At 61.6% G+C, this 13,335-nt stretch carries 17 protein-coding genes; 16 read left to right on the top strand and 1 reads right to left on the bottom strand.

The window, feature by feature from the left end:
- The first annotated feature begins 3 nt into the window (after positions 1–3).
- The 11 genes from BWR18_RS07290 to BWR18_RS07240 all read left to right on the top strand — a co-directional run bounded on the left by BWR18_RS07290 (position 4) and on the right by BWR18_RS07240 (position 8,567).
- Positions 4–831, top strand: a complete 828-nt coding sequence (locus BWR18_RS07290; RefSeq protein WP_076627364.1) for a DUF2059 domain-containing protein — start codon at positions 4–6, stop codon at positions 829–831.
- Complete coding sequence (locus BWR18_RS07285) at positions 832–1,602, top strand: DUF2059 domain-containing protein (RefSeq protein WP_076627363.1); 771 nt, start codon at positions 832–834, stop codon at positions 1,600–1,602. It begins immediately after the preceding gene.
- 205 nt (positions 1,603–1,807) lie between these two features.
- A complete protein-coding gene (locus tag BWR18_RS07280; RefSeq protein WP_076627362.1) occupies positions 1,808–2,494 on the top strand; it encodes a 50S ribosomal protein L21 in 687 nt (228 codons plus the stop codon).
- Positions 2,495–2,506: 12 nt separating this feature from the next.
- Positions 2,507–2,776 carry a 50S ribosomal protein L27 gene (gene rpmA, locus BWR18_RS07275; protein WP_076627361.1) on the top strand — a complete coding sequence of 90 codons (270 nt, stop codon included), beginning with the start codon at positions 2,507–2,509 and terminating at the stop codon, positions 2,774–2,776.
- 97 nt (positions 2,777–2,873) lie between these two features.
- Entirely contained in the window at positions 2,874–3,377 is a 504-nt protein-coding gene (locus BWR18_RS07270) for a GNAT family N-acetyltransferase (protein ID WP_076627360.1), read from the top strand.
- Positions 3,374–3,925 carry a GNAT family N-acetyltransferase gene (locus tag BWR18_RS07265; RefSeq protein ID WP_076627359.1) on the top strand — a complete coding sequence of 184 codons (552 nt, stop codon included), beginning with the start codon at positions 3,374–3,376 and terminating at the stop codon, positions 3,923–3,925. The genes BWR18_RS07270 and BWR18_RS07265 overlap by 4 nt, the downstream gene beginning before the upstream one ends.
- Complete coding sequence (locus BWR18_RS07260; RefSeq protein WP_076627358.1) at positions 3,922–4,524, top strand: LysE family translocator; 603 nt, start codon at positions 3,922–3,924, stop codon at positions 4,522–4,524. Before BWR18_RS07265 ends, BWR18_RS07260 begins: the two co-directional genes overlap by 4 nt.
- Before the next feature lie 2 nt (positions 4,525–4,526).
- Positions 4,527–5,063: a GNAT family N-acetyltransferase gene (locus BWR18_RS07255; protein ID WP_076627357.1), complete on the top strand. Its 537-nt coding sequence runs from the start codon at positions 4,527–4,529 to the stop codon at positions 5,061–5,063.
- A 35-nt stretch (positions 5,064–5,098) separates the two neighbouring features.
- On the top strand, positions 5,099–6,133 hold the full coding sequence (obgE, locus tag BWR18_RS07250) for a GTPase ObgE (RefSeq protein WP_076627356.1): 1,035 nt from the start codon (positions 5,099–5,101) through the stop codon (positions 6,131–6,133).
- Positions 6,121–7,227, top strand: a complete 1,107-nt coding sequence (gene proB / locus BWR18_RS07245) for a glutamate 5-kinase (protein WP_076627355.1) — start codon at positions 6,121–6,123, stop codon at positions 7,225–7,227. The genes obgE and proB overlap by 13 nt, the downstream gene beginning before the upstream one ends.
- Positions 7,228–7,301: 74 nt before the next feature.
- The gene (locus BWR18_RS07240) at positions 7,302–8,567 is read left to right on the top strand and encodes a glutamate-5-semialdehyde dehydrogenase (RefSeq protein WP_076627354.1); all 1,266 of its coding nucleotides are present in this window, start codon (positions 7,302–7,304) and stop codon (positions 8,565–8,567) included.
- 3 nt (positions 8,568–8,570) lie between these two features.
- Here the strand turns inward: BWR18_RS07240 and BWR18_RS07235 are convergent, their stop codons facing one another.
- Positions 8,571–9,164, bottom strand: a complete 594-nt coding sequence (locus BWR18_RS07235) for a histidine phosphotransferase family protein (protein ID WP_076627353.1) — start codon at positions 9,162–9,164, stop codon at positions 8,571–8,573.
- A gap of 38 nt (positions 9,165–9,202) precedes the next feature.
- Between BWR18_RS07235 and BWR18_RS07230 the strand changes: the two genes are divergently transcribed.
- The 5 genes from BWR18_RS07230 (at position 9,203) to tsf (ending at position 13,322) form a co-directional block, all read left to right on the top strand.
- Entirely contained in the window at positions 9,203–9,385 is a 183-nt protein-coding gene (locus BWR18_RS07230; RefSeq protein WP_076627352.1) for a DUF3553 domain-containing protein, read from the top strand.
- Positions 9,386–9,480: 95 nt separating this feature from the next.
- On the top strand, positions 9,481–10,242 hold the full coding sequence (locus tag BWR18_RS07225; protein WP_076627351.1) for a GNAT family N-acetyltransferase: 762 nt from the start codon (positions 9,481–9,483) through the stop codon (positions 10,240–10,242).
- A complete protein-coding gene (locus BWR18_RS07220) occupies positions 10,239–11,096 on the top strand; it encodes a lysophospholipid acyltransferase family protein (RefSeq protein WP_083957660.1) in 858 nt (285 codons plus the stop codon). The genes BWR18_RS07225 and BWR18_RS07220 overlap by 4 nt, the downstream gene beginning before the upstream one ends.
- Positions 11,097–11,505: 409 nt before the next feature.
- A complete protein-coding gene (gene rpsB / locus BWR18_RS07215) occupies positions 11,506–12,372 on the top strand; it encodes a 30S ribosomal protein S2 (protein WP_076630179.1) in 867 nt (288 codons plus the stop codon).
- Between the two features lie 74 nt (positions 12,373–12,446).
- Positions 12,447–13,322, top strand: coding sequence for a translation elongation factor Ts (tsf, locus tag BWR18_RS07210; RefSeq protein WP_076627349.1), 876 nt, complete (start codon positions 12,447–12,449; stop codon positions 13,320–13,322).
- Positions 13,323–13,335 lie beyond the last annotated feature (13 nt).

The raw sequence follows: 13,335 nt of genomic DNA, 5'->3' as shown, positions 1-13,335 counted from the left end.
CCCATGCGCGCGCTACGAGCAGGATTTGCCGCCCTCGTCCTGACGATGGCCTTGCCGGTGGTGGCTTGGGCGGCCGACCGGGCCAAGTTGCAGGACTTTCTGGAAGTAACCGGCTTTGACGTGGCCCTTGAAAGCATCCGGTTGTCGGCGGAATCCGCACCGCAGATGCTGGGCATGCAAGCAGAGGATTTCGGGACGGAATGGACCCGCTTGACGACGGATGTGTTCAAGACTGAAACGATGCACAACCTGGCGCTCGATATCCTGGAAAGGACGCTCGATGACGACATGCTGACCCATGCGGCGGACTTCTATGCCACGGATCTTGGCCAGCGTCTGGTCGAGGCTGAGAATGCCAGCCACATGAAAGAAGACGACACGCTGAAACAGGAAAGCGGTGAAGCCATCGTGGCGGGCCTTGAACAGCTTGACAGCCCGCGCCTCGACTACCTCAAGCGGATGAACGAAGCGTCGGATACTGCGGGCGTCAGCGTGCGGGCGATCCAGGAAATTCAGGTGCGCTTTCTTCTGGCGGCGGCCGGCGCGGGCGTGATCGAGCTGCAACTGGAAGAACCTGACTTGCGCGAGTTGCTGTCCAGCGATGAAGACGTGTTGAAGGAAGAGATTGCCGAAGGCGCGCTCACCGGCGCAGCCTATACGTACCAATCGTTTTCGGACGAGGAAGTGCTGGAATACACGGAGGCGCTGGAGCACCCCAAGATGCGCAACGTCTATGACCTTATGAACGCCGTACAGTACGAGATCATGGCCAACCGGTTCGAAGCGCTGGCGCGGGCCATGCAGTCGCTGCAGCCCAGCCAGGAACTGTAAATGCGCCTTGCCGCCCTGACCGTATCGCTTGGACTATTGGCTCAAACCGCGCTGGCGGATGTCGACAGGCTGATAAACGCCATGGGCGTGCCACAACTGGTCGAGGCGTTCGTGGCCGAGGGGCGCGATGCGGGCACGTCTATCGACGACGCATTTCTGAACGGGCAGGGCGGCGCTGTCTGGGCCGACACGGTCGCGCGCCTATACGACCCGCAACGCATGGAAAGCGAGCTCAGGTTGGTGATGGCCGAAGAGCTGGATCCGGCCATCGCGGAACAGGCGCTTTTGTTCTTTGACAGCGCGTTGGGCGAACGCATCATCACGCTTGAGGTCGAAGCGCGGCGCGCGTTCATGGACGACAGCGTTGAGGAGGCAGCCAAATCAGCACAATCAGCATCGGGCGAAATGGTCACTGATTACTTGCTGACCCGAAACCTGATCGAACGGAATACGGATGTGGCCGTGGCGGCGCAGGCTGCATTTCTGGACGGCATGGCCGACGCATCGGGACTGTCCGGTGACCCACCCGACATGGAACGCCTGCGGGCCCGTGTCTTGATTGACACCGAAAGCTGGCTGCGCGGCTACAACGCGCTGGTGCAATCGGCACTCAGCGAGGATGACATCGCGATTTATACGGCATTCTGGGAAACGGAGGTCGGCGCGCAGGTGGATGATGCGTTGTTTCTAGCCTTTGGTCAGAGTTACACGACCCTCTCATACGCGCTTGGCCAGGCTGCTGGCCGTCTGTTGCCGCAAAACGAGTTGTGAGCGGGCTGAGCGCTTGCATACCCTATAGTTAGCCGTTGACATCCTGCACCCCTTCGCTCAAAAGGCGCGCACACGCCGCTGGAGCCTCTCCGGCGGTGCTTTATTTCGCAATGACGCCCCATGCAGGGCGCGCTGTTCGAGGCGGCAGATGCCACAACACCGGGCAACCGGGGCCACAGAACGCGGCAGACAAAGGAAGAACGTAATGTTCGCGGTTATGAAAACCGGCGGCAAGCAGTACAAGGTTCAATCGGGCGACACGCTCCGCGTTGAAAAGCTGGCCGCAAATGCAGGTGACAAGGTTCAATTCAACGAGGTTCTGATGGTGGGTGGCGACAGCCCCGTCGTTGGTTCGCCCGTTGTTGCAGACGCAGGTGTGCAGGCCGAAGTCATCGAACAGATCAAAGGCCCCAAGACAATCAACTTCGTCAAGCGGCGTCGGAAACACTCGTCCAAGCGCACCAAGGGCCACCGCCAGCAACTGACGCTGGTCAAAATCACCGACATCCTCGCCTCCGGTGCGGACAAGTCGGGTGTGATGGCCGCCGAAAATGGTTCTGGCTTTGGCATCGCTGCGGCACCTGTTGTTGCAAAGCCTGCCAAGACGGCGGCCAAGGCCGAAGCGCCCGCAGCCGAAGCCAAGGCAGAGCCCAAGAAAGAAGCCAAGAAAGCGGCGCCCAAAGCGGACGCAGCTGGCGACGATCTGAAGCAACTGTCTGGCGTGGGCCCCGCGCTTGAGAAGAAATTGCACGACGCGGGTGTGACCACATTCGCGCAAATCGCAGCATGGACCGAAGAGGACGTTGCTGCTATGGACGAGAAACTGTCGTTCAAAGGTCGGATCGAGCGTGAAGGCTGGATCGCTCAGGCCCAAGAACTGGCCAAAGGCTAAGGAGAGAGACGCATGGCACATAAAAAAGCAGGCGGTTCATCCCGTAACGGTCGCGACTCCGCGGGCCGCCGTCTTGGCGTGAAACTCTATGGTGGCCAGGCGGCCATCCCCGGCAACATCATCGTGCGTCAGCGCGGCACCAAGTTTTGGCCGGGCCAGGGCGTGGGCATGGGCAAGGATCACACGATCTTTGCGACCGATGAAGGTGCCGTCACGTTCCACAAGGGCCTGAAGGGTCGCACATTTATTTCGGTGCTTCCGGTTGCGGAGGCTGCTGAATAAGCCGAACCACAAACGGGTTTTTCGAAATTCAGGGGATCGGCGGAAACGCCGGTCCCTTTCTGCGTTTCCGCCCCCCGCAACCAGCGAGGATGGTCCAATGACAGACCACATCACAACCGAACGATTGACACTGCGACGCCCGGACATGGCGGATGCGGCTGCCATCGCATCGCTTGTGGGGGATCTGGACGTGTCCCGCTGGTTGACCCGTGCGCCCCACCCCTACGGCTTGTCGGACGCCTATGAGTTCGTGTCAGCCGTGCAAAATGGCAACGGCAATACCTTTGTGATCTGCGCGGGTAGCAAACTGGTCGGCTGCATCGGCACCGAGGGGCAATTGGGTTATTGGCTGGGTAAAAACCATTGGGGCCGTGGCTATGCGTCCGAGGCGTGCCGCGCCATGGTGAAACGCCATTTCACCCAAGGGCATGACGAATTGATCAGCGGGTACTTCATGGAAAATCTCGCGTCGCGCCATGTGCTGCAGAAACTCGGATTCGTGCGCACTTCGCAAGAACAGGCGCGTTGCCCAGCCACAGGCGACTGCCACGTCCTGCAGCGTATGGTCCTGACGCAAAGCCGGTGGGAGGATCAGGCATGAACACGACACCCAAACCAATCTTGCGCGGCCCGCGGGTGACGTTGCGCGACACCGGCTTCGGCGATATCGACGCGCGCTTTGCCCTCGGCAACACGCCGGACATCATCAAGATGTTCGGCGGCGACCCCACCCAAGTGCGCGACATCACCCGCGACGCGGCAGAGGCGTGGGTGAAGGCGCAAGAGGCAGAACCCTATGCCTGGATCATCGACGCCGGTGGCGCTTTGCTGGGCTCTGTGCGTCTGCACACCGTGAACCATGCCGACAAGCGCGCCCAGATCGCCATCGGGATCATCGACCCGGCGGCGTTGGGCAAGGGCTTTGGCACCGAGGCGATGCAGCTTCTGGCGGTACACGCATTCGACCAGATGGGCCTTCACCGGCTGGGATGCCGTGTGCTGGATTTCAATGCGCGCGCCATCGCGGCCTATGAAAAGGTGGGCTTCAAGGTCGAGGGGCGCGAACGGGAATCTGCGCTGATTGGTGCTGACTGGCATGATGATCTGATCATGGGGCTGCTTGATCGTGATCTGGTGCGGCTGACATGAGTGTGGCCGCCGCATCCTTTGCCGTGTTCGCGGCCAGCCAGGTGGGCACACCGGGTCCCGCCAATATGGCCTTGCTCGCCACCGGCGCCCGCTACGGGTTCCGTGCAGCACTTCCATTCGTGGCGGGAGTGGCTCTGGGCAAGCAGTTCATCATCTGGCCTGTCGGCCTTGGCCTGATGGAATTGGCCGATAGGGTGCCCTTGGTGTTCGAAACACTTAAATGGATCTCGGCCGCCTACATCATCTGGCTGGCCTGGAAGGTATCGCAGCTGCGGCTCGGACCGTCCAAACACGCACCCAAGGCACCTGGTTTTCTTGCAGGGCTGATTGTGCATCCGCTCAATCCCAAGGCATGGGCGATGATCGTGGCCGGTTTCACCGGTTTCGTCACCCCAGGCACCGACCCCGTTATCGCAACAGCAACCATTGGCGGGATATTGCTTGCCACGCAGGTGGTTTTGCATCCGCTTTGGACGCTTGCGGGTGATCGTATCGCCCGCACCCTCGCAGGAACGGCGGCGGAACCTTATCTGATGTATAGCCTTGCGGCGCTCACCGTCGCATCGGTCCTGTTTGTTTTGTTCGGAGGAGGAACATGACAATGGAGATGGAGACTATCGTGACCCAGGATGTGATCGAGACGGAGCGCTTTGTGCTGCGGCCATTGCGAAAATCCGATATGGGCCTGATCGAAATGTATGCCAGTGACAAGCGCGTTGCGTGCATGACAACATCCATCCCGCATCCTGTTCCACCCGGCATGACCGAAGCCTTTGTCACGCGCGCCATGGCCAATGACCGGGACGAGGACGTTTGGGCCATGGACGGGCACAAGTCCGGCGGCGCCGAGGTGATGGGCATCATTTCCCTGACCCGGATGGACCGTAACCAGTCCGAGGTGGGATATTGGGTTGCACCGCCATTCTGGAACACCGGCCTTGCCTCCGACGCGGTTCAGGCGCTGGTCGACGCAAACCCGATGGCAAACGCCACGATGTTCGCAAGCGTTTTTCAGGACAATCCGGCCTCGGCCCGGGTTTTGACCCATTGCGGGTTCGAATATCTGGGCGACGCCGAAAGTTTTTCGGTCGCGCGCGACGCCACGGTGCCCACCTGGACCTATAGCCGCAAACTCTGATTGCGGGGGGCGCACCCCCGCGCTAGGACCACCACATGAAATTTCTTGATCTGGCCAAGGTCTACATCCGCTCGGGTGCAGGCGGGAACGGGTGCATATCGTTCCGGCGCGAAAAATACATCGAATATGGCGGCCCCGACGGCGGTGACGGCGGCGGCGGCGGCTCCGTCATTGCCGAGGCGGTTGACGGCCTGAACACGCTGATCGACTTCCGCTACCAACAGCACTTCTTTGCCAAGAACGGCCAGCCCGGTATGGGACGGCAGCGCACAGGCAAGGATGGCGACGACATCCTGTTGCGTGTCCCCGCGGGGACAGAAATCCTCGACGAGGATCAGGAGACGGTGATCGCCGATCTGGTCAATGTCGGCGACACGGTCGAACTGGCGCGTGGCGGCAATGGAGGCTGGGGCAACCTTCACTTCAAATCCGCCACCAACCAGGCGCCACGCCGCGCAAATCCGGGGCAGGAGGGTGTCGAACGCACGCTTTGGCTGCGCCTGAAGCTGATTGCCGATGTGGGCCTTCTGGGGCTGCCCAACGCGGGCAAGTCCACCTTCCTCGCCACCACGTCGAATGCGCGGCCGAAGATCGCCGACTACCCATTCACCACGCTCCATCCTAATCTGGGTGTCGTGGGCGTCGACAACACCGAATTCGTCGTGGCAGACATCCCCGGCCTCATCGAGGGTGCCTCCGAAGGGCGGGGGCTGGGCGACTTGTTCTTGGGCCATGTCGAGCGCTGCGCGGTTTTGTTGCACCTAATTGACGGCACATCCGAAACGGTCGCCGAAGATTACGCCACCATCATTGGTGAACTTGAAGCCTATGGCGGGGATCTTGCCGACAAGCCGCGCGTCACTGTCCTGAACAAGATTGATGCCCTGGACGACGACCAACGGGACGAGGCCCGCCAAGCTTTGGAAAAAGCGTCAGACGGACCCGTCATGCTGATGTCGAGCGTTGCGCGCGAAGGCGTGACGGAGGTTCTGCGCACGCTCCGCTCACAGATTGACGACGACAGGCTGCGCCACCGCCCCGCCGAAGAGGCAGAGCCATGGCGTCCCTGACCACGGCCAAACGGCTTGTGGTCAAGATCGGGTCGGCCTTGCTGGTCGACCGGACCACGGGCGCGCTGCGCACGGACTGGCTGGCTGCGCTTGCGCGCGATGTCGCCTGGCTCGAGGGGCGGGGGGTACAGGTCGTGCTTGTCTCCTCCGGTTCGATTGCGCTGGGGCGTGGTGTGCTGGGCCTGCCCACGACCGATCTAGCGCTTGAGCAATCACAGGCAGCTGCAGCGGTAGGCCAAATCCGTCTTGCCCGCGCCTATGAAGAAGCCCTCGCCCCACATGGCATCACAACGGCTCAGGTGCTGATGACCCTGGAAGACAGCCGCGACCGTCGCCGCTACCTCAATTCACGCGCCACGCTGGAACAGCTGATCGGGCTTGGCGTGGTGCCCATCGTCAACGAGAACGACACAATCGCCACGGACGAAATCCGCTTCGGAGACAATGACCGGCTGGCCGCACAGATCGCGGCCACCATCGGGGCTGACATGCTTGTTCTGTTGTCCGATGTGGACGGCTTCTATTCCGCGAACCCTGCCGTGGATCCCGCGGCACAGCGCTATCAGGTGATCGACCGCATAACCCCAGATATCGAAGCGCAGGCGGGTGACGCAGGCTCGGGCCTGTCCAAAGGCGGCATGAAAACGAAACTGATGGCCGCCAAAACCGCGACGGCGGCGGGATGCGCCATGGCGATTTGCCAAGGTGCCGCGCTGCGCCCGCTGAAGGCCCTAGAAAATGGTGCCAATGCTACTTGGTTCACCGCCACGCTCGACCCGCAAGCGGCGCGCAAGCGGTGGATCGCGGCCATGAAACCGCTGGGGTCTGTAACCCTCGACGCGGGCGCTGCACAGGCATTATTCAATGGAAACAGCCTTTTGCCTGCCGGTGTTCACGCGGTTGACGGGGCGTTTGGACGCGGCGACCCCGTGTCGATTTCCGGCCCGGACGGGCGGCAATTGGGCTTGGGTCTCAGCCGCTATACCGCCGATGAGGCACAGAAGATCAAGGGACACCAAAGCGCCGAGATCGAAGCATTGTTGGGCTATCCGGGCCGCGCAGCGCTGATCCATAGGGATGACATGGCGCTTTGATCTTCTTCTGGCTAAAAATACTTCCGCCGGAGGCAAAAAATCCTCTGGCCCATCGCCTGCAAAGGACGTGACACATGAAAGATTTCGCTGACATTCCCACGCTGATGGCCGACATCGGCGCGCGTGCCAAAACGGCTGCGGCGACGCTCGCTTTCGCCAGCGCGGAACGCAAGCATGCCGCGTTGATTGCCGCCGCAGATCATGTCTGGAACAGCCGTGACGCGATCATCGTTGCCAACAAGAAAGATATGGCATTTGGCCGTGACAAGGGGCTGACGGATGCGATGATGGACCGGCTGCGGCTGGACGACGACCGCATTCGGGGGATCGTCGACGGGTTGCGCGCCGTCGCGGAACAGGCCGATCCGGTGGGTGAGGTCATGGCCGAATGGACCCAGCCCACTGGACTGAACATTCAGCGCGTCCGCACGCCGCTGGGTGTCGTCGGTGTCATCTATGAAAGCCGTCCCAATGTGACGGCGGATGCGGGGGCGCTGTGCCTCAAAGCGGGCAACGCGGTGATCCTGCGCGGCGGCAGCGAGAGCTTTCATTCCTCGGGTGCCATTCACGGCGCGCTGCAAGCGGGTTTGCGCGACGCGAACCTGCCCGAAGACTCGATTCAGCTGGTGCCGACCCGCGACCGTGCAGCCGTGAGCGAGATGCTGACCATGACCGACACGATCGACGTCATTGTGCCGCGCGGCGGCAAGGGGTTGGTTGGTCTGGTCCAGCGCGAGGCGCGCGTGCCCGTCTTTGCCCACCTTGAAGGGATCGTGCATATCTATGTGGACAAGGACGCCGACCCTGAAAAGGTGCTCAAGGTCGTCTTGAACGCCAAGACGCGCCGCACCGGCATTTGCGGCGCTGCTGAATGCCTGCTGATTCACGCTGATATTGCAAACACCATCGGTCAAGGCGTGGTGAAGGCGTTGATGGACGCAGGGGTGCGTGTACATGCGGATATTGGTTTACAGACCATTGACGGCGTGTTGGCGGCAACGGGCGCCGATTGGGGCAAGGAATACCTCGATATGGACATTGCCGCTCGCATCGTGCCCGATATCGACGCAGCTATCGACCATATTCGCACTTATGGATCGAACCATACAGATTGCATCCTGACCGAAGATGCGGCTGCGGCGACGCAGTTCTTTGACCAGCTGGACAGTGCGATCCTGATGCACAACGCTTCCACCCAATTCGCCGACGGCGGCGAGTTCGGGATGGGGGCAGAAATCGGGATTGCAACCGGCAAGATGCACGCCCGCGGTCCCGTTGGTGCGGCGCAACTGACCAGCTTCAAATATCTGGTGCGCGGCGACGGAACCGTCCGCAGCTAAACGCTAGAACCGGATCGACAGCCGTTCTGGGGTCAGTTCGGTGTTCAGGCTGCGGTCTGCATCCTTGGACACTTCGTGGAGCAGGGCAAATTGAACGTGTGCGGGCGCAAGCTCTTGCACGTCATGCCCTCTGAGCAGGCCCCAAAGGCCGGTATCCACGCTTTGCTTGGCAGAATGTCCGGTGATGTCCCAAGCACCGTCGGAGCAGGCAATCTCGATCCGCCCGCCATAGGGCAGGCTCGTTTCCAGGCACTGCACCGCCAGAAACGCCATACGCACGCCCCAGCGGGGTTGCGGGTCCAGCGGGCCATAGACCACCTTGAGCCTTTCGCCGCGCATGCTGTCGGCCAGGATCGACACAACCTCCGCCCGGCCGAGGGACTGATCGCTGGCCGCGCCATAGGCGATGCGGAAGAAACGGATACGCGCACTGGCATTGCCGACGCTTTCCGAGATCAGATCAAGTTCCGGCCCTTCGCGCGCATCCGACATGCCCAAAAGCTCGAGCCCATTGTTGATCGCGCCGATCGGCGATATGAGATCATGACAAATCCTGCTGCCGATCAGTGCTGCAAGGTTGATGTTACTTTGGCCCATCAGCGGCCCCCCAGTTCAGCATTTGGTAAGGCCACATCATGGAAGATATGAACGCCATTCTGGCCCCCGGTATGTTGGTGCGTCATCCCCAGCACGAAGACTGGGGTATCGGACAGGTTCAAAGCAACATCGCAGGCAAGGTCACCGTGAATTTTCCCAATGAGGGCAAGATGGTGATTGATGGGACGCGGGTTGCTTTGGTTCCGGTGTTTGATGCCTGAACATCCTTTCCGAATTGTTAACGCGTTGCAACCTGCGGTCGCATCTGTATGACAGCGCCTACCCATTTTCGAACGATCCCGCTAAACCGCCCGCGATGACCCTGACCCATGTGCCCGAATTTCGCGTCTCGCTGGCTGATACGGACGCTGATCTGCGCGCTGCCCAGCGTCTGCGCTATGATGTGTTCGTGCGCGAGCTGCGCGGCGGCGGGCCGTTGGTCGATCACGAGGCGGGGTTGGAGCGGGACCGGTTTGACCCTTTCTTTGATCATCTGCTGTTGCATGACGACGCCGTCGGGCAGGTGGTGGCCGTGTACCGGATGCTGAGGGCGGAGCGGGCCGAAGAGGTGGGGCAGTTCTATTCCGAGGATGAATATGATCTTGCACCCTTGCATGCCACCGGACGCAGGCTGCTGGAGCTGGGGCGGTCGTGCGTGCATGCCGCCTATCGTGGCGGTCCGGCCCTCTATCATATGTGGAACGGCCTTGCGGCTTATGTGGCCGAGCATCGGATCGACATCATGTTCGGTGTCGCATCCTTTCACGGCACGAATGTCCCGCGTTTGGCGGCGCCCTTGTCGCTGCTTCACCACCGCCATCTGGCGCCAGAGCCGCTCAGGGTTCGCGCCCGCGCACCACATGCCGTGCCGATGGATCTGGTGCCCGAGGCCGGGATTGACCGGCGCGCTGCGATGCTGGAAGTGCCTGCGCTGATCAAAGCCTATTTGCGACTGGGCGGAGTGGTCGGCGCGGGCGCCTATGTCGATCACACGTTCAACACGACCGACGTGTGCATGATCATGGACACGGCCGCCATGTCCGAGCGTCAAAAGCGCATTTATGGTGCGCAATCATGAGCATGACATGGGATGGCGCGCCGCCGCCCGAGCACGTCGAGCGCGGCCCGCTTGCCGTTCTGCGCATGGTCTGGCGTGCTTTGGGCATCATTCTGATCATTCTTGTGGGGCTGGCCCTGTTGCTGCCGCTGCGGTTGGTCGAACGGCCCCTTTTCGCGCTTCATCGTCCGTGGACACCGTGGATCACCCAGGTGGTGTGCCGCCTGTCGCTCCGTTGGCTTGGGCTGGCGTATCGCAGGACGGGCAGGCCTATGACGGGGCAGGGGGCCATTGTCGCCAACCATTCGTCATGGCTGGATATTTTTGTGCTGAACGCGGCGGACCGCATCTATTTCGTGTCGAAATCCGAGGTGGCCGGATGGCCCGGCATTGGCACGTTGGCCCGTGCCACCGGCACGCTGTTCATCGCCCGTGACAGGCGCGCGGCGAAGGCGCAGACCGCGCTGTTCGAGGAACGGCTCATGGCGGGGCAGCGCCTGTTGTTTTTCCCCGAAGGCACCAGCACGGACGGGTTGCGGGTCTTGCCCTTCAAGACAACCCTTTTTGCATCGTTTTTTGCTGATGCCTTGCGCCCGCGCATGTCAGTGCAGCCCGTCACAGTGGTCTACCATGCGCCCGCGGGCCGCGATCCGCGGACCTATGGCTGGTGGGGGGATATGGAGTTCGGCACACATCTGCTGGCCACGCTGGCGTTGCCCCGTCACGGTCATGTGGAGGTGATCTATCATCCGGCGATTGCGGTGTCTGACGTCGCCGATCGCAAGGCGTTGGCTGCCGCGGCAGAGACGATCGTGCGGGGCAGCCATAGCCTTGCCGCCGATGAACATCGCGTTAACGGCAACGCGGAAATTTAACCTTTTGTTGCGTGCGACGTATGATCAGCGCGCGCGGGTGGCCTGTCACCCCGCGTACACCACCTGTACACACCCTGTGCACCGGTCATGCACCGCTCTATGTGCGTATCGTCTGTTGCCAACCAGATGTTGTGGTTTCGACATCCGAATGACGCGCGGGGCGCGACACCATGTTTTTGGGGCTCTGCCCCGTCCTTCGGACTCCCCGAAGTATTTTCAGCCAGAAGACGATGGGGCGTGGACCGGGGCCGATTTTGCCCTTGTCAATGGGGAGGCTCTGCCTTAAAGCCCGCCCATCAATCCGCAGTTCGGGGCGGGCAGATGGGGGAGACATCCCCAGATGTCCACCGGTTGGTGCATCCGCACTGATACCCCGGACGAGGCGAAAACCGGAAAAAGGATAAAGCACATGGCTCTTCCCGAGTTCTCCATGCGTCAGCTGCTTGAAGCGGGCGTTCACTTTGGTCACCAGACACAGCGCTGGAACCCGCGTATGTCCCCGTTCATCTACGGGTCGCGCAACGGCATCCACATCATGGACCTGACGCAGACTGTTCCGATGCTGGACCAGGCGCTGCAGGCCATCCGCGACACCGTCGCAAAAGGTGGCCGCGTTCTGTTCGTTGGCACCAAGCGCCAGGCCGCAGGCCCCGTGGCCGAAGCCGCAGAGAAATGCGCGCAATATTACATGAACCACCGCTGGCTGGGCGGCACGCTGACCAACTGGCAGACAGTTTCGCAGTCGATCAACCGTCTGAAGTCCATCGACGAGCAGTCCGAGACCGGGTTTGAAGGTCTGACGAAGAAAGAGCGTCTGGGCATGGAACGGGATCAGGGCAAGCTGCAAGCGTCGCTTGGCGGGATCCGCGAAATGGGCGGTCGTCCTGACCTGCTGTTTGTCATTGACGTCAAGAAAGAGGCGCTGGCCGTGGCCGAGGCCAACAAGCTGGGCATCCCGGTTGTGGCTGTCGTGGACACCAACTGTTCGCCCGATGGTGTCGATTACATCATCCCCGGCAACGACGATGCGGCCCGTGCCATCTCGCTCTATTGCGATCTGGCGTCGCGCGCAGCACTGGACGGCATGAGTGCCCAACTGGGTGCCGCAGGCGTTGACCTGGGTGCGATGGAAGAGGCGCCCGTCGAGGACGCCGTGTCCGAAGGCGTCGAAGTTGGTGCCGCGTCGAACGAGACCGTGTCCAACGATGCGATTGCCAAGGACGCGCCGCTGGACATCGAATCGACGCAAGAGACCGTGGCCAAGGCCGACAGCTGATCGCTGTCACGAAGCTGACATATGCGGCGGGCTAAGCCCTGCCGCAAACCACACCTATTTGAGGAGAGCCAAGCATGGCAATCACAGCAGCAATGGTGAAAGAACTGCGCGACAGCACCGGCGCAGGCATGATGGACGCGAAAAAAGCGCTGACCGAAACGGATGGCGACATGGACGCCGCCGTGGACTGGTTGCGCACCAAGGGTCTGGCGAAGGCCGCCAAGAAATCGGGCCGTACCGCAGCCGAAGGTCTGGTGGCCGTTGTTGTGGACGGTGGCACCGGTGTGGCCGTCGAAGTGAACTCGGAAACCGACTTTGTCGGCAAGAATGCCGAGTTTCAGGAGATGGTATCGGGCATCGCCACCGCAGCCTTGGGCGTGGACAGTGTTGACGCGCTGGTTGCGGCCGACATGGGCGGCAAGACCGTCGGTGACGTCGTGACCGACAAGATCGCCACCATTGGCGAGAACATGTCTGTTCGCCGCATGGCGAAGATCTCCGGCGGCACGGTTGTGTCCTATGTCCACAATGCGGCGGCTGCCGGTATGGGCAAGATCGGCGTTCTGGTGGCCATGGACGGTGGTGACGAGGCGTTTGGCAAGCAGGTTGCGATGCACATCGCCGCTGTGAACCCTGCCGCCCTGTCCGAGGCTGACATGGACCCCGCCGTGGTCGAGAAGGAAAAGCAAGTCCAGATGGACATTGCCCGCGAGAGCGGCAAGCCCGAGCAGGTCATCGAGAAGATGATCGTGGGTCGGATGAAGAAGTTCGTGGCCGAGGCGACCCTGCTGAACCAGTCTTTCGTGGTGAACCCCGACCTGACCGTTGAGGCCGCAGCGACAGAGGCTGGTGCGACCATCACCGGCTTTGCCCGCCTGGAAGTGGGCGAGGGCATCGAGGTCGAGAAGGAAGACTTTGCCGCCGAGGTCGCGAAGGCCGTTCAGGGGTGATCTGGGGCTGATC

This window comes from Tateyamaria omphalii (genome assembly GCF_001969365.1).
In the GTDB taxonomy this organism is placed as follows: Bacteria; Pseudomonadota; Alphaproteobacteria; order Rhodobacterales; family Rhodobacteraceae; genus Tateyamaria; species Tateyamaria omphalii_A.
This window is presented reverse-complemented; position numbering and strand designations above follow the sequence as displayed.